This window comes from Wolbachia endosymbiont of Drosophila ananassae (assembly GCF_008033215.1).
Classification (GTDB): Bacteria; Pseudomonadota; Alphaproteobacteria; order Rickettsiales; family Anaplasmataceae; genus Wolbachia; species Wolbachia pipientis.
Genome location: NZ_CP042904.1, coordinates 747,940 through 767,185, shown reverse-complemented (window position 1 = coordinate 767,185; position 19,246 = coordinate 747,940). Strand labels below are relative to the sequence as shown.

The window sequence follows — 19,246 nt, the reverse complement described above, 5'->3', positions numbered from 1 at the left end:
TAAATTTCTTAAATATTTATAGTTAAATGACAACCGTCATCCCAGCGGGATCTAGAGATACCGCGGCGGTATAGCTATACCTTTTTTCTACTTAGTTTGGGTTATGCAAGAAGTCTATTCTGTTAACTCTTCCTTTTATTATTTTTCCTTCAGAAGTGCTATAATAAATAATTAATCTATTAATGTTAGTCTCTACCCATATGATTTGTAAGGATTAGAGGTGAAGATATGGCTAAAGGAAATAATACCCTATTAATATTTGACTTTGATAACACTATCACTAATGGACACATGCACAATGCTCTTTCTAGGTTAAGCAAAAGTGACTTTAATTCTACTCAAAATAATGCAGCAACTGATAACGACATAAAAAATTTTCTAGAAAATACAGACGGAATAAAAAATAAAGAGGGGTTAAAATCTGTACTGCAATCTGCACTTTCAAGTGGAATAGAAGTTAATATTGCATCATATACAAAATATCCGGATGCTGTAAAAGAGGTTGTAAAGGATCACTTGGGTTTATTTGAAGAACAAACAGGTAGCATTTCTGTATTTGGTGGGTTTCCAGGAGATTATGATAATCAGTTGCAAGAGTTAGATGTTAGAGAACAACAAAGTCAAGTCGGAAAGAATTTGCACATCTGTGAGGCAATTGTGAAGTATAAGAATAAACACGGTGAGTTGCCAAAAACTGTCATGCTAGTTGATGATGATGTAAAAAATATTCAAAAGATTAATGAGTTTGTTGCATCAATGAGCAAAAGAGGGGGATGGCTTAAAGAAAATGGGCTGAGTGTTGAAGATATAAAAAACATTAAATTTGAAGGTGCGCGAGTGCCTAAAGAGGACAAAAATGTTGGTTATCTAGAAAGAGTACAAGAGTTTATCAGTCCTAGGAAAGAAGAGTCACCACAATTACCTCCTAAACTTAAGAATTTAAATGCAGTATCCCAGAATAATGAGGAGCCACCACAATTACTTCCTAAAAAAAGGAAATCAAGTGATGGTATGGTTGCTGATGGTGAGAATAAAAAACAAGATATTAAGGGCATGTTGTCATCTGAAACACAAGCAAACCCAACACGCTCAAAACGTCATGCAATGATGCTTGACCCTCAGCAAATAGAATCTATACACCAGAATGCTGAAGAGCCACCACTAGGTAAAAAATACGCACATACTGAAACCATCTCCTTATCAAAGGCATTTGATACAATCAGAGATTTTTTTCAAGATTGTGGTCAAAAAATAATAAATACTATTCATAGATTACTAAAGAAGGAAGTAATAACAGGAGTTAAAGAGCAAGGCTATGATGTGAATAGTGAAAAAGGTAAAAGTGAAATTACGATTTATGGTAATAAATTGATAGATATTGACAAAATAAAAACGGATTTTATTGATACCTCTCTAATTCGAATAATGGAATTGGGTGAGGAGAAAATCAAAGATCTTAACAATAATTATAAAGGTGATCAGCTAGGGCGAGAGATATCGAAATTATTGAACGCTGGTTCGCAAAAGGAAAATATAAACTCAAACTATAATGATGGAGAGCCTATATTCCAGACTCGTAAAGAGGCATTGAACTATCCTCCGCAAAAGAAAGACATAAACTCGAACTCTGTGAGAGGAAACTATAATGGTGGAGAGCCTACACATCAGACCGTTCAAGAAGCACGGAACTATCATCGGCAAAAGAAAGGTATAGACTCAAACCCTGTAAGCAAAAAACCACTTGCACCACCAGTACCTCCTAAAAATTATACGGAAAAAGTTACGCAAAGCAGAAATGCAGGTGGGATTAAAATAGGTAAGTGATTCATGTATAAAAGACAAGAGTTAACTGACAGAAGAATTAAAACTAATGTCAGGCTCTTGCTTAATACATATAATTGCTTATATGTGTGGTTCATAGCACATTGTTTCAACTTTACGCTTCTTTAATCACTGTGCTATAGCTAACCCAAGAAAGGTTTTCCTACGTCATACCGCCGCGGCGCTAACAAGTAGCGGAATGACGAATTTTTGTTTTTCAAATTATCGGTAAACTTAAGTCACTTTAGCTATAAATTATGAAGATCTATTGTAAAGCAGCCAAATCAATATAACAGAATACACTAAGCTTTAAGCATAGAAACCACTTTATCGTAACTTGGCAGTGACTTAATTTCTCCAATTGCAGCTAGAGTGGCTTTTTCATGCTGAGATAATAATTCTTCTGCTGCTTTTTTTACGTTAGCAGTGGTAACTGCACTAATTTTTTCTATTAATTCATTTTTACTGATGTACCTATTATAGTTACCGTAGTAGTGCCCCAATGTTTCAGCACGTGAGCTCACACTTTCGCGTGACATTAAAATTTGGGATTTTACTCGCTCTTTCACTCTATTTACTTCTTCTTCCCTCAAATCATCTGTAGACAACTTCTTCAACTCTGTCGTTATAGATTTTAAAAGCTTATCTAAGTTACTACTGTCTGTACCAGCAAAAATGGAAAACATTCCTGTATCAGTATAGCTGGAATTAAATGAATAAACAGAATAAGCTAATCCCTGCTTTTCCCTTACTTCCTGGAATAAACGTGATGACATTCCGCTCCCTAATATAGAATCAAGCACTTGAAACGTGTGATATTTATCGTCATGGCGAGAAACACTAGGTAGACCAATTAGCAAGTGCACCTGATCTAATTTACGATGTTCTAAATACTCACCACCAGTGTGGCTCGTCGCATTTTGGCTTTTTTTCAGCTTTTTAGAATGAATCTTTGAGAAAAAATCTTTGGTTAATGCAACAACTTCTTCATGTTCAACATTTCCTGCAACGGCAAATAGCATATTCTCGCCAAAGTAATGCTCATTTATGTAATTATCTAGATCTCCTCGAGTAAAAGATTTTACAGTATCTTGCGTGCCTAAGATTGACCTGCCGAAAGGTTGATCTTTATAAGCTGCCTCAAAATATTTATCGAAAACAATGTCACTTGGTGAATCATTAGTTTGAAAAATCTCTTGTATTACAACGCCCTTCTCACGCTCCAATTCATCTTCTGGAAATGTTGAATTCATCAATATATCTATTAGTATATCAATACCAGTTTTGATGTCTTTCTTGAGGACTTTTGCATAATAGGTGGTGCTTTCCCTACCAGTGCTGGCGTTGAAAACCCCACCTATGTCATCAAAAGCTTTTGCAATTTCAAAGGCAGTTCTTGTCTTCGTCCCTTTGAAAGCCATGTGTTCTAAAAAATGGGATATTCCATTTTGCTTTGCACTTTCTGCTCTACTGCCAACACCAACTCGTATGCTTAAAGCTACGGAATCAATATCACGCACCTGCTCAGTTATTATGCGCAGACCATTATCTAATTTTGTTACCCGGGGTACATTCATCTTATGTGTTCTTTTTTAAATTCTCTTCTGCAAAATCCCAATTAATTAAATGATCAAGGAAAACTTTTATGTAGTCAATTCTACGGTTTTGACAATCTAAATAATAGGCGTGCTCCCACACATCCATAGTGAGTAGTGGCACTTGGCCATAAATTATTGGCAAATCTGCATTTGGAGTCTTGGTGATTTTGAGCTTTCCTAACCTACCTTTTTCGAGCACTAACCATACCCATCCACTGCCAAACTGGCTTACTCCATGGTTGGAGAATTCTTCATAAAATTTATCAAAGCCACCGATATCGTCCTGAATTTTTTTTGCTAAAAGACTACTATCTTTAGGCTTACCACCACCATTTTTTTTCATTGAGTTCCAATAAAAAGTGTGGTTCCAAACTTGTGCTGCGTTATTAAATATAGGCAAGTTGCTGCTATTACCATGAACTTCTGTTATTAATTCCTCAATTTTTACATGTTGATAATCTGTATTTTCAACTAGCTCGTTGAGTTTATTTAAATATCCTTTATGGTGCTTATCATAATGAAAATCTAAGGTTTTTGCAGATATATAAGGCTCCAAAGCTGTTTTATCGTATGGTAATTCAGGTAAAGTAAAACTCATAAAAACCTCTTTATTTCTAACCTACTTGGATGGTAGGGCAATATATGCTTTTGTGCAACATATAATTAATAGCTAAAACATTTAGGTATCTATTGCATTATTCTAAATTATACTACAATAATAATTATTATATAAGCCATAGAAACGGATTAAATACAAAAACTTCCTTGACAAACTCCGCCAACCCCATTATCATGAAACTGAAGCTATTTATTTATCTTCTCTGTACAGATTAAATGACAAAAAAACTCACGTATCTGGCGTCTCATGTTTAATTTTTTGCACTATGTGCACCTTATGTCTTATAAAATTTCTACCTACATAAGCTGAAACGCGCTTATAAAGCGTTTAAAACATAAAAAAACGCCAACTTAAAAAATGGATAGTGAATAACTAGCTACCCTAGGGTTTCTTTTGCCTTTTTTTCTGTTTAGTAAATTTCTTAACGTTTATAATTTAGATTAGTTGCGGTTTAAAAGTAGCTGAATCGCGGTTATTAAACGTTTAGAATAAAAAAACGCCATACTTGAAAGTATAATGTAAGTAATTAGCCAACCACGGGGCTTCTTTTGCCTTTTTCTCCGCTTGGTAAATTTCTTAATGTTTATACGGAAGGTGTCATCCGAGTAGCTGACACTGGGATGACAAAAAAAGGAGCACTGGGATGACATCATAGGGGCGCTGGCCTGACAATCGTCATTCCGCTACGTGTTAGCGGGATCTAGAGATACCGTGACGGTATGACAAGGGAGAACAGTTGTATTCCTGCACAATTTATTCTCATGACAAAAACGTCTTAACTTTCTCTCTACTTTTTCTGGATAAGGTCAATTTTGTGAAAAAATGGATTGAATTATAGGCAGATTTGGCTATTATTTGTAATACATGGGTATTAGGTAAAATGTTTAAATTTGATCCTTTATTATTAGCTCGAATTCAGTTTGCCTTCACAATAGGCTTTCACATTATATTTCCTGCTTTCACGATCGGGCTTGCAAGTTTTCTAGCCTTTTTGGAATGGTGTTGGCTTAAGACTGGTGATACACGTTTCCGTGATGTTTATAAATTCTGGATCAAGATTTTTGCCGTTGCTTTTGGCATGGGAGTGGTATCTGGAGTTGTAATGTCATATCAACTTGGTACCAATTGGTCGATTTTTTCTGACCGCATAGCCAATGTTCTCGGCCCTCTATTTTCCTTTGAGGTTTTAACAGCCTTTTTTCTGGAGGCATCTTTTTTGAGTATTATGCTATTTGGATGGAATAGAGTAAGTTCTCGTATGCACTTTGCTTCTACTTGTATTGTTGCAGTGGGAACGCTTATTTCAGCTTTTTGGATTATTGCGGCCAACAGTTGGATGCAAACACCCGCTGGATTCACGATTGGTGAGAATGGTCTCCTATATCCAACCAATTGGTTAGAGATTATTTTTAATCCTTCTTTCCCTTATCGCTTTATTCATATGGTAACAGCAGCCTATCTTACAACAGCTTTTGTGGTTGGTGGTGTAGGAGCATTTTATCTTTGGAGAAAACGACATGCTCCTCAAGCAAGAATTATGCTTGGTATGGCAACCATTATGGTAGCTTTAGCTGCACCATTTCAGCTGTTCATGGGAGATAGGCATGGATTAAATACACTAAAGCATCAACCTGCTAAGATTGCTGCAATGGAAGGTATATGGGAAACCGAAAAAGGGGCTGGCTTACTTTTATTTGCTTATCCGGATCAGCAAAATGAAATTAATCACTACGAGATAAAAATTCCTAATCTTGCCAGCTTGATCTTAACACATGATTTTTTAGGAGAAGTAAAAGGATTAAAGGAATGGAAAAAAGAAGATAGACCACCTGTAGTATGGGTATTCTGGTCCTTCCGTATAATGGTTGGAGTTGGAATTTTAATGATCATAATTGGGTCAGTAAGTGTTATACAGTATCTTCGTGGCAAATTATTCCAAAGTTGTTTCTTACATGGATGGTGGATATCAATGATGCCGTCTGGGTTCATAGCGTTACTTGCAGGTTGGTTTACTACTGAAATTGGCCGTCAACCTTACACTGTATATGGAATTATGCGCACAATTGAATCATTTTCATCTGCGATTACCGGTCCTCAGGTTGCATGGTCTTTGATTGCATTTATCGTTATGTATACCCTTATATTTGGAGCAGGTAGTTACTATATTCTGAAACTTATATACAAAGGAATTCCTGTCATTAAAGAAGAAGAGCAATTTTATAAACACGGTATTGGAGCTTCAGTGATTGATGCTGGTACATCTGGAAAGGACAACAATCATGTTTGATTTTTCTTCCTTAATTAATTTACCCCTAATCTGGGGATTACTAATTGCCATAGCTGTTTTACTGTATATTTTAATGGATGGGTTTGATTTAGGTATTGGTATTTTACTTCCTTTTGCACCGTCAGATAAATGCCGTGATCACATGATAAGCTCAATTGCACCATTTTGGGATGGAAACGAAACATGGTTGGTACTAGGTGGTGGAGGGTTGTTTGCTGCTTTTCCTCTTGCATATTCAATATTAATGCCTGCTTTTTATATTCCAATCATTATTATGCTGCTTGGCCTTATAGTGCGCGGAGTATCCTTTGAGTTTCGTTTTAAGGCAGAAGGAAAATACAGGCGATTATGGGATTATGCCTTTCATTTTGGGTCACTTGGTGCTGCATTTTGCCAAGGCATGATTTTAGGTGCATTTATACATGGTGTAGAAGTAAACGGACGCAACTTTTCTGGTGGCCAATTTGATTGGGCAAGTGCTTTTAGTGTAATGACAGGCATTGCTGTGATATTTGGATATGCACTTTTAGGTTCTACATGGCTCATAATGAAGACAGAAAATATAACACAAGAATGGGCACGCAAGGTTGCTTCTTATACGCTTGGTTTTGTAGGTATTTTCATGGGACTAGTGAGTGTAGTGACACCATTTTTAAATGAACGTATTAAAAACTTTTGGTTTAGCATGCCAAATTTTTATTATTTATTTTCTATTCCATTACTCACATCTTGGCTATTTTTCATGCTGTGGTTTGATCTTCAGAATACTAAACGGGAGTACCGTCCATTCTTTCTCAGTATTGCTATTTTTTTTATGGGATATTTAGGTTTAGGAATTAGTATCTACCCATGGATTATACCTTTTCAATATACCATTCTGGATGCAGCCGCTTCTGGGCCAAGTTTATCTTTAATGCTCATTGTTATAATACCGCTTTTACCAATCATTTTAACTTACACTGGTTATTGCTATTATGTCTTTCGTGGAAAATCAAATTATGAACACACATATTAAGGAGTTAGTGACCTTATGGTTAAAACGTTACCCTTAAATCAAGCAGTCGTTCAGGCAATGGCGTCAACTCAAGAACCTTCATTAGCAAACCCTCCTATGGATTTTCTGAAAAGTTTTTGAGTATATTGTATTTTTAATTTGTAGAATAAGTTTTTTTCCTTTTTGCATGCTAACCAAAAAGGGTTCTGTCATCCTTCTTGTCATATAAGTAGCTTGACGCGGGCATTCAGTTTTCTTTATAATTTTCTTTGTGAAAGAACAAAAATGCTTATTTGTAACCATAGCTGGCTTACCAAATGCTGGGAAGTCTACATTAATTAACAGCATCATAGGCAAGAAAATTGCAATTGTCACCCCTAAAGTGCAAACAACAAGGACGCAAATAAGGGGTGTTGCAACATGCAACAACACACAAGTTGTCTTTACTGACTCCCCAGGAATTTTCTCAGCAGAAACAAAACTTGAAAAAGCTTTAGTCAAATCTGCATGGTCGGCAGTTAAGGATAGTGACATCACTTTGTTGCTTGTTGATGTAAGCAATTATTTGAAAAATATAGAAAGAATTAAGACTATATTTATGCGGCTGCAGCGCACAAAAGGCAGATGCATTTTGGTTATCAATAAAACTGATTTGGTAAAAAGGCCTGAATTAAAGATGGCGCATGAGCATCTGAATTTGCTTTATAAATTTGAAAAGGTTTTTATGATATCAGCATTAAAGAATGATGGACTTTCTGATTTGATGAATTACTTGTCTGAAGTTGCATCGGTGAGCCCCTGGTTTTATGAAGAAGATCAAATAACCGATTCCTCGACAAATTTTTTATCAGCAGAAATTACGAGAGAAAAATTATTCTTGAACTTGCGTGAAGAATTGCCATACTCTACAGCTGTTATAACTGAACAATTTGAGGAAAAAAAAGATAAGAGTTTAGTCATCAAACAGATCATATTTGTGTTGAAAGATAGTCATAAAAAAATAGTACTAGGAAAAGATGGCAGTAATATTAAAAAAATTAATATCGAAGCGCGTGCTGAACTAGAAAAATTATTTGAGTGCAAGGTACACCTCTTTTTATTTGTGAAAGTGCGACCTTGGATCGACCGTCCGGAGGAGTATATAGGCAATGCTTAATTCTTTATTGGTATTTGATATTGAAACTATACCAGATGTAAATTCCTGCAAAAATTTACTCAATATTAGTGATGATAGTAGTGTAGAAGAGAAGAGGGATGCATTAACAAAATATCATCTTGAAATAACAAACGGGCAAAACTCTTTTCTGCGTCAGCCTTTTCACCTTGTTGTAGTTATTAGTTTTTTACTTTGCAATATAAGCTACCAGAGTGGTTATGAGGTGTTCACACTGCAAGAAATAAGATCTGGAGGCACACTAAATTCCAGTGAAAAGGAGCTAGTGAAAGGATTTTTTAACTACATATCAGAGAAAAAGCCAAGATTAGTTTCGTTCAACGGACGCACTTTTGATATACCAGTGCTGAAGTATCGTGCTATGGTCCATGGCATTCAAGCAGAATATTTTCATAAAGCTGGCGATAAGTGGAATAGTTACAATCAGAGATATAGCAGTGATTGGCATTGTGATTTGCTTGAATCCCTCTCTGATTTTGGAGCTTCTGCGAGAGTAAAAATGAACGAAGTTTGTGCAGCATTTAATCTTCCTGGTAAGATTGGAGTTGATGGGTCACAAGTTATGGGCTTATACGATAGCGGCAAGATACAAGAGATTCGAGATTATTGTGAAACAGATGTAATTAACACTTATTTGATTTACTTAAGGTTCATGCATCATCAGGGAAGGATTACTACTGAAAGCTACAACAAAAGTGTGGAAGAGCTACTTTTAGAGTGCGAAAAAAAAGAATACCTAAAGAAATTTAAAGAAGAATGGCAAATAACTTGTGGTGGAAAAATTTTACTTCCATAGAATAAATAGTCGAGTTATAATGCACTAACAAGCGAACCTCTGTACTAAATTTTGGTTAATATACACGTTGAGCATATTAAGAAAGTTGCTTTTAAGGTATTGCATTTTACTTTTATTTTCGTTATAAGGTTGCTTTAAGTTGAATTTTCAACATTTTTATACTATTTACATTTAAGATATGATTTCGAAATTTTTTGGGGGCACTTCATGAAAAAGTCTATGTATACTAGAACTGCTCTAGTTTCTTTATTAACTTTATGTTCTTTCAGCAGTTTTGCAGCTGACTTTCCTGATGAGAGTATGAAGGAAATAAAAAAGCAAGAGAGCACAAAAACTTCTGGAAAAACAGAAGTTATGAAAACATCAAATAAAAAACTGAAAGAAAAGATGGACAGAATATGTAATGCTGATCCAAGAAAAAAAGCTGAAGAGCTTAAGAAAAAAGAGGAGCTAAGATTAGCAGCCGAGCAGAAGAAAAAAGAGGAGATCAGGCTAGCAAATGAGAAAAAAGCAAAGCTTATAGAGGATTCAAAAGCGAAAGCTCTAAACGCTAAGAATTCTAATATAGAAAAAGGTAAAGTTTCAAAAACTAAGCGTTCTAAAACTAAGAATGCTAAAGTTGAAGCTAAAGATGTAAAGAAGGATATAAAAGTTGTTAACAAAAATACAGAGGAAAAAGGTAAGGCAAGTCCTGTTGTTTCAGTTGGTGGAGTTGATATTATCGATACCAATCAAGGGCAAAGTAATTTAAGAATAACTTTTGGTGGTGTTGTTGATGCTCAAGGTTATGGCAAAGCTGGACCAAGTGGCGCAGATTATAAACGTTATAACGTTATGCCAAACAGATCTACAGAGTATTATAATGCCACTCCAGATATAACAAAAGGAGCAAATCCAATATTCTATGAAGGAATAGGAAATATTGGTGATTACAGCAACGATATGGGTATGATTGCTGATGCAATATTGCACCTCAGAGCAGAAAATAAGAATGAAGATTTAGGTCTTCTTTATGGTGCTGACGTGCAGTTTCATGTCCCAGTGACCGAAGGTAAGGGAGCTTCACAGGGTGTTTATGCTGCAAAAGGCAGAAGTGCGCATGTGTTTGTTAACTCAAAATATGGTGACGTGAAGCTTGGTTACCAATTTGGTCCTGAGGCTCTGATGAGGCTTGATGCAACAAGAATTGCGACTGTTGACGGAGCTGCAGATAGTGACTGGTTCAGAAAAGTGAACTTAGAAGGAAGCGCTGCTAGCTTTCCATTTTATGTAACACCACGTCTTTACACTGAAAGTTTTTCGAGTGAAAGTGAAAAATTCTCTTTCCGTATGGCAGGGAAATATAACAAAGGCGTTATGACTACACTGCCATTTAGAGTTGCTTACTACTCACCAAATTATATGGGCGCAAGATTTGGTATCAGCTACTCACCTCGTTATGATAGTGGTTTGTTTACTGTAAAAGAAACAGTTTCAGAAGATAAAGGCGGTAAGATAGAACATAAGGAAACGATAAAGCATGTCGGCCCAGACTATGAGCACATAGTAAGTGCTGGTGCATCATATGAATATGACTTTGATAAACATAACATAAAAGTTAAAACTTCTGCAGTTGGTGAATATGGCTTTCCAAAGCAACCAAGTAAAGATAAGCATCTTTATAAGGAATTTGTGGAGTATAATGACCTGATGGGTGTTAATTTTGGTGTAAGCGCTGATTATAAGATTAATGAAGATCAAGGCGTAAAGTTTGCTGCCTCTTTTGCATACTTGGGCAAATCTGGTCAACCGAAGGGTATTAAAAAATTAATTGGTGATACCTATACGGAAATTGATAGTAAAGATGCTACTGATGGCAAAAGAGTGGAAGGGCTGAAAGCTCAATTTGGTAAAGATAGTATAGATACCATGTATTGGACTGTAGGAGCTGGGTATCAACATGAGAATATCTACACAAGTTTGACGTATTTTGGCAGCAGAATGAATGACAAAGATATGCTTCATGATGGTGCACTTGGCGTTCAATATGATCTGTCTCCTGCATGCAGTAAGAACAAATTTGTTCCTTACGCAGCTCTCCATTATTTTATGACTAACGAAACAGGTAAGCTGAAAGATGAGTCTGATGCTGATGTACCTTCTAACCAAGGAATTCTCCTTCTTACTGGTGTGAAGTTTTCTTTCTAACCAGCCAGTACACACCACAGTTAATTGTGGTGTATTCTTGTCTGTTAGTGTTTATTTGTCGATCAAATAAACATATGGTGTCCTCTCTCCTGTCATCCCAGTGCGTGACACACAACTGTACGAACATTGTGATTTGAGGACACTCCACCAAGAAGGATGTCATCCCAGTGCCCAGACACTGGGATCCAGCTTTCCATGCAACTTCATCAAAAGCGTTTATTCAGCATAAGATCAGCCACTTTTTATGCTCACCAAATCAGTTTGCTTACTTACAAGCAAAATTTCCTGGATTCCAGTGTCAAGCACTGGAATGACACCCTATGGTCACCGGAATGACGCTTTATGGCTACTTAGATGATGAGAAAAGAACACACTGCCCTTATTCTACTGGCCGTATAGCTACTTTCAAATTTAATCAATTAAGCAGGAGGACCCTATGCAAACCACACTAAAAAATCATTTAGCTGGAGAATTACTTACCACTGCTACGTGCTGGAAATTAACGCTTGCAGGTGGAGAAGTAATGGGATTCACTGACTATGATGAAGACTTAAATATTGATAATATACTCTATAAATCTTCAAGTGGATTTACAGCCAGTAGTATAATATTAAACAGCAATTTAAAGACTGATAATTTGGAAATTGAGGGAATATTAAATAGTGTTGATATCAAAAAAAAAGATGTTTTATCAGGAAAGTACGACTTTGCAAATATTGAGATATTTCTTGTGAATTATAAAGACTTGACCCAGGGAACAATGAATCTACATTCAGGAATTTTTGGTAAAGTGACATTAAGTAGTGGAAGATTTATTGTTGAAATTAGAGGGCTTTCAGCAAAGCTTGAGAGAAGCATAGCAGAATTATACTCTCCTGCATGCAGAGCACAATTTTGCGATGATAAATGTAAAGCCGATACTAAAAAATTTAGTAAAATAAGTACAATCACTAAAGTAATAGACGAAAGAAGATTTGAAGACACGAATTTAACTGAGAGTGATGAATATTATAAGCACGGAGTAGTAAAATTCTTTGGCTCAATAGCGTTTGAAGGTGTAGTAAAAGAATATAAAAATAAAGTAGTTACGTTGTTTACTTCGCCTCCATACCAAATTTTTGCTGGAGATAAATATTCAATACTCGCAGGTTGCGATAAAACATTTCCAACTTGCAGAAGCAAGTTTAACAATACTGTGAATTTTCGTGGTGAACCCTATATACCAGGTTTTTATATTGTTTAGCAGTACAATTTTCAATATTATGAATAAGCATGGAAAGGTGGCTGAGTGGTCTAAAGCACACGCTTGGAAAGCGTGCACATATGAAAATATGTCGGGGGTTCGAATCCCCCCTTTTCCGTATGTTACTTCTAGAATAGAATAAAACCCCCGGTCGCGCACACAACTGTACGAACATTGTAATATGGTACAATGTTACAACTATGCGGTGGTAATTTACGATAAATTCATGTAGCCATTTCAAATTTAGCCATACCAATGTCAGTAAATTGATTAAGCAAATAACACTTGAGTAGCAGTTCCTTCCCACGATTAATTTCAGATTTGTTCCGAAAATTAAACCCGAATGTTTGTTTCAGTCGCGAGAAAAAACTTTCTACATAAGATCTTTTTCCGTAGTTTGTTTGCCTTTTCCACCTCTTCATTCCATCTTCGCTGTATGACTTTATTAGTCTAATTGCAGCATTTCTCTCTACCATACTTTGGATGCTCTGCTGCATTGTTTTTTTGGAGGAATTTTTGTCTTTATGCCGCATTCATCACACAATTTATAGAGTTTATGTCTGTCATATGCTCTGTCTGCATATAGTGCTTTTATGGCATGCTGAAAATTAACTCCTTTAAGTAAATCGCAAGCTCCATAGTGATCAGACCGTTACTGTATTTTGCAGCTATGGCTTTTTTGCTGTTTATATTCAACATTACATGCAATTTTCTTGTCTGTTCATAGCCACGATATTTTCTATCAGCGCTATTTTCCTTGCTGTGTGTTGTTATAAATGCTGATGCTTGTGCTATCTATGGCAATTTCGATATCTTCCATATTATTTTTATCAATTCTGCAATCATTGATCTTAATATTAAGTTTTTTTTGAAGCTTGCGAATAGCTGATAACTGCCAAATCTCTTCCTATTTGTTGCAAATATCCTTTTATAAACCCGACTGTTTGTCTTAAGCCAATTCTAAAAAGATTAACGATTATATGCACTAAAATCACAACTTTATCACTATAAATATAGTTGCCGCCCTGCATTTTTGGACTATTTTCATACCAATTTTCGATAGCTTTATCGATGTAACGAAAAATATTTCCTCTTTTTTCTAGAAATTTGTTATATTCATGGCAGTTACTAACTCTCATTTTTTGTGGCATATTTTTTCTTCAACAGTTAAATAGCTATTTATAATGAATTTTGTCAGTAGCCACCAGATTTTTTCAGTTGCTATGCAACAAAGCTATCCCAGTGTCAAGCACTGGGATGACAGGAAAAGAGGCTATTTGGATGACATCTTTCTTCTTGGTATAAATTATTTTATATCTCAATGTTCATACAGCTATGCACGTTGCTGCATAGTGGATGAGGTGTACTACCTCTAAGAATATACATTATCTCACATAATAATATAATATTTCGTTCATAAATCAACGTTTTTAACATGCAGCAAGAACATTTCCGTTGTAATTAAGGTTCTTAAGATGTATATTAATGAATCTTGTTTTCAATAAATAATGAAAGTAATAATTGTCATGATAATGTTATTGTGTAGCAGTTACACAATGGCAAGCGAGAGAATAAGTCTAGTGGATAAAAAACTATCTCAAGGATATGTAGCTCCAGTGCTTATAGAAAATAGCGTTATTTTATCAGACAAGCACGGCGCTTTATATTCCTTTGATATTGATAACTCAAAGGCTATGAATTGGAAATTACACCTCTCACATAGGAAAAAAATTGGTAACATGAGCCTATCACATTATGAAAAAAATGTTTTCTTTATAGTGGATAACACTTTACACGCAATAGGCGCAAAAACTGGCAAGATTGAGTGGGAAAAAGAATTGAGAGCTCCAGTAAGAGGAAAAGCAGCAGTAATAAATAATAAATTGGTAGTATTGACTATTGATAATTATCTGTACGTGTTTGATATAAAAGATGGCAGCTCCGCTTGGGCTTATCAAAACGGTATCAATGAGGTTCGAGGTTTGTATTCCATATCGCCAACAATTTCTAACGATAAAATAATAGCACCATTTTCAAATGGTGAGTTAATAGCTTTTAATGAAGACGGTAAAAAATTGTGGAGCCAAAAATTGGCTACAAACCTTTTGGATACACAGCTCACAGATGTAACTACTACACCGAGAGTGCTTGGCGATACTTTAATAGCTACAAATAATTCTTATATTTATGGTATTGACGTAAAATCAGGAAATATTTTATGGTCAAAGTCACTGCAAGTAAAAAGTGTATCAGACATTGAATCATATTACAGTCCTCTTATTCCTGCAGAGAAACAAAAAGAAGGCGGCAGAATTTTTATAGTTACTAAAGATGATAAAATAATTGGCCTGGATATAAAAAATGGAGAAACAGTCTGGGCATCTGATTTAATAGAAAATACGCAATTGTTTGCTCCAATTATGCATGCCCATACACTGTGGGTGACAAGCAATAAAAGTTCAATGTTTGCTTTTCCGGGATCTGAAAGTGCAGGAAAGGTAGTCAAAGTACCTGGTAATGTGTTTCACACTCCAGTGTTTACTCGCAATAAGATATATGTAACAACTGAGAAGAATGGTGTTTATTCTTTAGAAAATAGGTTTGTTTTTTATGACTGATTATGATTTAATTGTTATAGGTGGTGGCCCAGGAGGCTATAAGTGCGCTATCGCTGCTGCAAAGCTTGGATTGAAAGTTGCCTGTATAGATAAAAATAGCATTTTTGGTGGCACATGCCTCAGAGTTGGGTGCATACCCTCCAAAGCATTGCTCCATTCTTCCTATCAGTATGCTCACACGAAAAATGATCTGTCGAAGCTTGGCATAAAAATTAAGGACGCAAGTTTCGATTTAAAAGAAATGCTAGGTTATAAGGACGCCAGAGTTCAGGAACTTGGAAAAGGTATAGAATATCTGTTTAACCTTCACAAAATCACTAAAATCAATGGGCTTGCTTCTTTTGACCAAGGTAATCTTGAAGTTTCAGTTGAAGGTAAGGTGCTGAAGACAAAAAATATAGTAATTGCAACCGGTTCTGACGTTATTTCTTTGCCAGGAATTAATATCGATGAGAAAAATATTATTTCATCAACTGGTGCATTATCTTTAACTGAAGTACCAAAAAAACTTGTCGTAATCGGAGCCGGGGCAATAGGGCTTGAAATGTCTTCTGTATGGAGCAGGCTAGGGTCTGAAGTCACTGTAGTAGAATTTTTTGATAGAATCGCTGCAGCAATGGATGGAGAATTAAGTAAGTCTCTACTTTCTAGTCTACAAAAACAAGGAATAAAATTTTTACTCAGTACTAAAGTTGAGGAGATAAAACAAAGTAGTAATTCTTTGAGTGTGAAAGTTTGCTCTGTAAAAGATAATCAAACAAACACTATAGAGGCAGATAAGGTGCTGGTTGCAGTAGGTCGCAAACCATGCACTGAGAGTCTTGAAAAAATAGAGAAAGACAGTCGTGGTTTCGTTCAAGTTAACAACAGATATGAAACTAATGTAAAAGGAATATTTGCTATTGGTGATGTGATCGGTGGAGCAATGCTTGCTCATAAGGCAGAAGAAGAAGGAGTGGCAGTTGCAGAGATAATCGCTGGGCAAGTACCTCACGTTGATTATGAAATCATACCATCTGTCATTTACACTCACCCTGCGGTTTCTTCAATCGGTAAAACTGAAGAGGAGTTGAAAAGTGTTGGCCGTAAGTACAAAGTTGGTAAATGTCAATTTGCTGCAAACGGCAGAGCAAAAATCACTGATGATGCTGAAGGATTCGTGAAAGTGCTGACTTGTAGCAGAGCAGATACAATACTAGGTGTGCATATCATAGGAGCATACGCTGACACGCTAATAAACGAAGCAGCGGTTGCAATGGCATATGGCGCAGCAGCAGAGGATATATACAGAATTTGTCACTCTCATCCTGATATAAATGAAGCCTTTCGAGATGCGTGCATCGATGCTTTCTTTAAAAAATAATTGTGGACCTCGGTTCAATCATTGAAAAATGGTATGAGTGGCTGAGGTGCAACAGATCTTATTCACCAAATACTTTAGAGTCATACATGAGGGACTTGAAGGATCTTATAAGTTTCCTAAATACTCACATTGGCGGAGAAGTAAATGTTGGTACTCTGAAAAATTTAAGCATACCTGAGTTAAGAAGTTGGCTTACCTCTCGTTACGCAAGAGGTGTAAACGCAAGATCCAACACTCGAGCACTCTCAGTAATCAGAAATTTCTTCAAGTACATAAAAAATAACCACAATATAGACAATGAAGCTGTATTTTCCTTATCAAGGCCAATTCAGAGAAGAACTCTGCCCAAAGCATTATCAATACCTAATATAAAAACTTTATTGAAAGAAATGAAACTATCCGACCTGGGTGAACCTTGGGTGGTAAAAAGAGAAATTGCGATTATCGTCCTGCTATATGGTACAGGCTTAAGAATCAGTGAAGCGTTGAACCTTAGGGTTAGTGATATTAACAATGAAAGTTTAATAGTAACAGGTAAAGGAGATAAACAAAGGCAGGTATTCATTCTCCCCGTAGTAAAAAAATGTATACAAGAGTATATAAAAGCTTGCCCTTACCTTGATGAAGCACAACATCTTTTTGTGGGAGTAAGAGGAAAAAAATTGGGAAGAACTTATGTGGCCAATCGTTTGCAGAAAATAAGGAGAATGTTAAATTTACCAGAAATTTTATCTCCACATGCATTTCGTCATAGTTTTGCTACTCATTTGCTTCAGGAAGATATTGACATAAGATCAATACAACAACTGCTTGGTCACTCAAGCCTGGAAACTACTCAAATTTACACTCACCTCAATTATCAAGATGTTTTTAACATGTACAAAAATTTTCAGCAGGGCCTGGAGAAGAAATCAAAACTTTAACTTCGTTCTAAACCACCAAGCTGAGTGCTTTCAACATCACTAAGTATTGTGTTTGCTTTATATAAATTACAACATCCTAATAAAAAAAAAGCCAGTGCAACTGCTGTAAAGAAAGCACTTATTATCCCTGGATAATCTTCTATTACTAAACATGCAACAACAGTATATACTCCAAGCAATATAAAACATGCAGAAGCGTAGTTGCTTAGTTTTCTACCAGAAGAAATTGCTTGCGAGGATTTTTCGTTTTTATTACTACGGAGCAGTCTATTTTCTGATGAAAGCCTATCTCTTTCTTCCCTTACTTGTTTCAAATCTCTTTTTAATCGTGAAATTTCGACAGTGTCGCTTGCTCTTCCACACACAATTCTTTTAAATTCAATCAATTCACTTTGTTGAGCCGATTTTTCCTGCCTTACTTGTACTAAATCTTTTTCTAATTGTGAAATTTTGCCAGTTTTATTCGTTAGCTCTTGCTCTTTCTCTACAAGTTGAGCTTTTGTTCTTTCAAGCCCTTGTAAAAACTTCTCAAAATCTTCTGGTATATTATTCGTATTTGCAGGAAATTTTTCATTTAAATAATCTTTAATAGAGTTAACTGGATTATCAACACCCCCCAATGCAGCAGTAACAACTGCACGATTTATAAAACAATTATCTTCTACTAATTTTTTCACATCATCTAAATCTTTTCTATTAATAGTATCAGTTAATCGGCTCTGAATAGCTTGTTCAATTGTTTGCTTTAATTGTGCATACTGCTCGTAACTAAAATCTAGGTCTTTATGTTTTAAAAGTTTTGTCAATACTTCTTTTTCATCTTCTGTTATCGTTCGTAAACATAATCGAATAATTAAGCTAAGTGGTGTTTTTATTCTTCCATCTTGGGTTCTTCTCCAGCAATTAGGATGAAGCTCTTGATTCAATAGTCTTTTCGCTTGGCAAATATTTCCGCTAGAAAGAGCAGCTAATAATTCTTTTCCTTTCTGTGCTTTTTGTATTTCTATTATCAAATGCCCAGCACGATTTTGTCTAGCACATTCCTCAGGATTTTGATGGTTTTTATTGGTTAGATAAGTGTTTATGTTTGGATGACTTAGTAAGAGTTGTAAAGTTTTCTTTTGTTGAAAGCACATTGCTAGATGCAAAACTGTATTGTTATTATTTTGTTCAGAAATATTAACATCTATGCTCCGGTGCAGTAGGAGCAACCTAATCATATTCTGATATTCTTTTTCTGTTTCAGAGCCTGCAGACAAATTAGTAACTATGGACATCAAAGGTGTCATGCCTTCTTTATCAAACGCATTAACATCCGCACCCTCTGCCAGAGCTTCTTTAAAATCTTCTAGGTTTCCATCATCAATAGCCTTAAATAGCTGTTTTGTTGATTCACTTAGCTGTCTTGAAGTTGTCGGATTTCGAGCTTGCGATGCCGTGTTATCACCACCTCCATAAGCTCCATAATATGCTACACCGTTTCTATAAGGCATACTAAACCCTCTTTATTAATGATTTACTAATATAATTATGTAAAAGAAAAGATACCGTCTTGTTAGTCAACAAAAAAGTCATAAAAATTCTCCAAATTGCATAATAAAATCAAAAAATACTTCCAACTGT

Annotated in this window: 13 protein-coding genes, 1 tRNA gene and 1 pseudogene; 11 read left to right on the top strand and 4 right to left on the bottom strand. The window is 35.6% G+C overall.

Features of this window, described 5'->3' with window-relative positions; all coding sequences use genetic code 11:
- Positions 1 to 228: 228 nt before the first annotated feature.
- Positions 229 to 1,824 (top strand): hypothetical protein, encoded by a 1,596-nt coding sequence (locus tag EA652_RS03735; protein WP_012673256.1) that lies wholly within the window; start codon positions 229 to 231, stop codon positions 1,822 to 1,824.
- Between the two features lie 299 nt (positions 1,825 to 2,123).
- Here EA652_RS03735 and EA652_RS03730 read toward each other — a convergent pair whose 3' ends face one another.
- Positions 2,124 to 3,398, bottom strand: coding sequence for a M16 family metallopeptidase (locus tag EA652_RS03730; RefSeq protein ID WP_006280495.1), 1,275 nt, complete (start codon positions 3,396 to 3,398; stop codon positions 2,124 to 2,126).
- A gap of 1 nt (position 3,399) precedes the next feature.
- The gene (locus EA652_RS03725; RefSeq protein ID WP_012673255.1) at positions 3,400 to 4,017 is read right to left on the bottom strand and encodes a superoxide dismutase; all 618 of its coding nucleotides are present in this window, start codon (positions 4,015 to 4,017) and stop codon (positions 3,400 to 3,402) included.
- Between the two features lie 901 nt (positions 4,018 to 4,918).
- On the opposite strand from EA652_RS03725, the gene EA652_RS03720 reads away from it, so the two are divergent.
- From EA652_RS03720 to EA652_RS03690, 7 genes are all read left to right on the top strand, one after another.
- Positions 4,919 to 6,325, top strand: a complete 1,407-nt coding sequence (locus tag EA652_RS03720; RefSeq protein WP_006280502.1) for a cytochrome ubiquinol oxidase subunit I — start codon at positions 4,919 to 4,921, stop codon at positions 6,323 to 6,325.
- On the top strand, positions 6,318 to 7,340 hold the full coding sequence (gene cydB, locus EA652_RS03715; protein ID WP_010962802.1) for a cytochrome d ubiquinol oxidase subunit II: 1,023 nt from the start codon (positions 6,318 to 6,320) through the stop codon (positions 7,338 to 7,340). The genes EA652_RS03720 and cydB overlap by 8 nt, the downstream gene beginning before the upstream one ends.
- Positions 7,341 to 7,590: 250 nt before the next feature.
- Positions 7,591 to 8,475, top strand: a complete 885-nt coding sequence (gene era, locus EA652_RS03710; protein WP_012673254.1) for a GTPase Era — start codon at positions 7,591 to 7,593, stop codon at positions 8,473 to 8,475.
- Complete coding sequence (locus EA652_RS03705) at positions 8,468 to 9,289, top strand: 3'-5' exonuclease (protein ID WP_012673253.1); 822 nt, start codon at positions 8,468 to 8,470, stop codon at positions 9,287 to 9,289. Before era ends, EA652_RS03705 begins: the two co-directional genes overlap by 8 nt.
- Positions 9,290 to 9,496: 207 nt before the next feature.
- Positions 9,497 to 11,476 carry a WD0745 family porin gene (locus EA652_RS03700; RefSeq protein WP_012673252.1) on the top strand — a complete coding sequence of 660 codons (1,980 nt, stop codon included), beginning with the start codon at positions 9,497 to 9,499 and terminating at the stop codon, positions 11,474 to 11,476.
- A 436-nt stretch (positions 11,477 to 11,912) separates the two neighbouring features.
- On the top strand, positions 11,913 to 12,719 hold the full coding sequence (locus EA652_RS03695; protein ID WP_012673251.1) for a DUF2163 domain-containing protein: 807 nt from the start codon (positions 11,913 to 11,915) through the stop codon (positions 12,717 to 12,719).
- 31 nt (positions 12,720 to 12,750) lie between these two features.
- Positions 12,751 to 12,837 (top strand) — tRNA-Ser (locus EA652_RS03690).
- A 106-nt stretch (positions 12,838 to 12,943) separates the two neighbouring features.
- On the opposite strand, the pseudogene EA652_RS07645 reads toward EA652_RS03690, so the two are convergent.
- Positions 12,944 to 13,870, bottom strand: a pseudogene (locus EA652_RS07645) (IS5 family transposase).
- A 357-nt stretch (positions 13,871 to 14,227) separates the two neighbouring features.
- On the opposite strand from EA652_RS07645, the gene EA652_RS03675 reads away from it, so the two are divergent.
- Genes EA652_RS03675 through EA652_RS03665 form a run of 3 tightly spaced genes read left to right on the top strand, consistent with a single transcriptional unit; the run spans position 14,228 to position 17,623 of the window.
- A complete protein-coding gene (locus EA652_RS03675; RefSeq protein ID WP_012673250.1) occupies positions 14,228 to 15,337 on the top strand; it encodes an outer membrane protein assembly factor BamB family protein in 1,110 nt (369 codons plus the stop codon).
- Entirely contained in the window at positions 15,330 to 16,700 is a 1,371-nt protein-coding gene (gene lpdA, locus EA652_RS03670) for a dihydrolipoyl dehydrogenase (protein WP_012673249.1), read from the top strand. Before EA652_RS03675 ends, lpdA begins: the two co-directional genes overlap by 8 nt.
- Positions 16,701 to 16,702: 2 nt before the next feature.
- Positions 16,703 to 17,623 (top strand): tyrosine recombinase XerC, encoded by a 921-nt coding sequence (locus EA652_RS03665; RefSeq protein WP_012673248.1) that lies wholly within the window; start codon positions 16,703 to 16,705, stop codon positions 17,621 to 17,623.
- Here the strand turns inward: EA652_RS03665 and EA652_RS03660 are convergent.
- On the bottom strand, positions 17,620 to 19,116 hold the full coding sequence (locus EA652_RS03660; RefSeq protein WP_012673247.1) for an ankyrin repeat domain-containing protein: 1,497 nt from the start codon (positions 19,114 to 19,116) through the stop codon (positions 17,620 to 17,622). The genes EA652_RS03665 and EA652_RS03660 overlap by 4 nt on opposite strands.
- Positions 19,117 to 19,246: the final 130 nt, after the last annotated feature.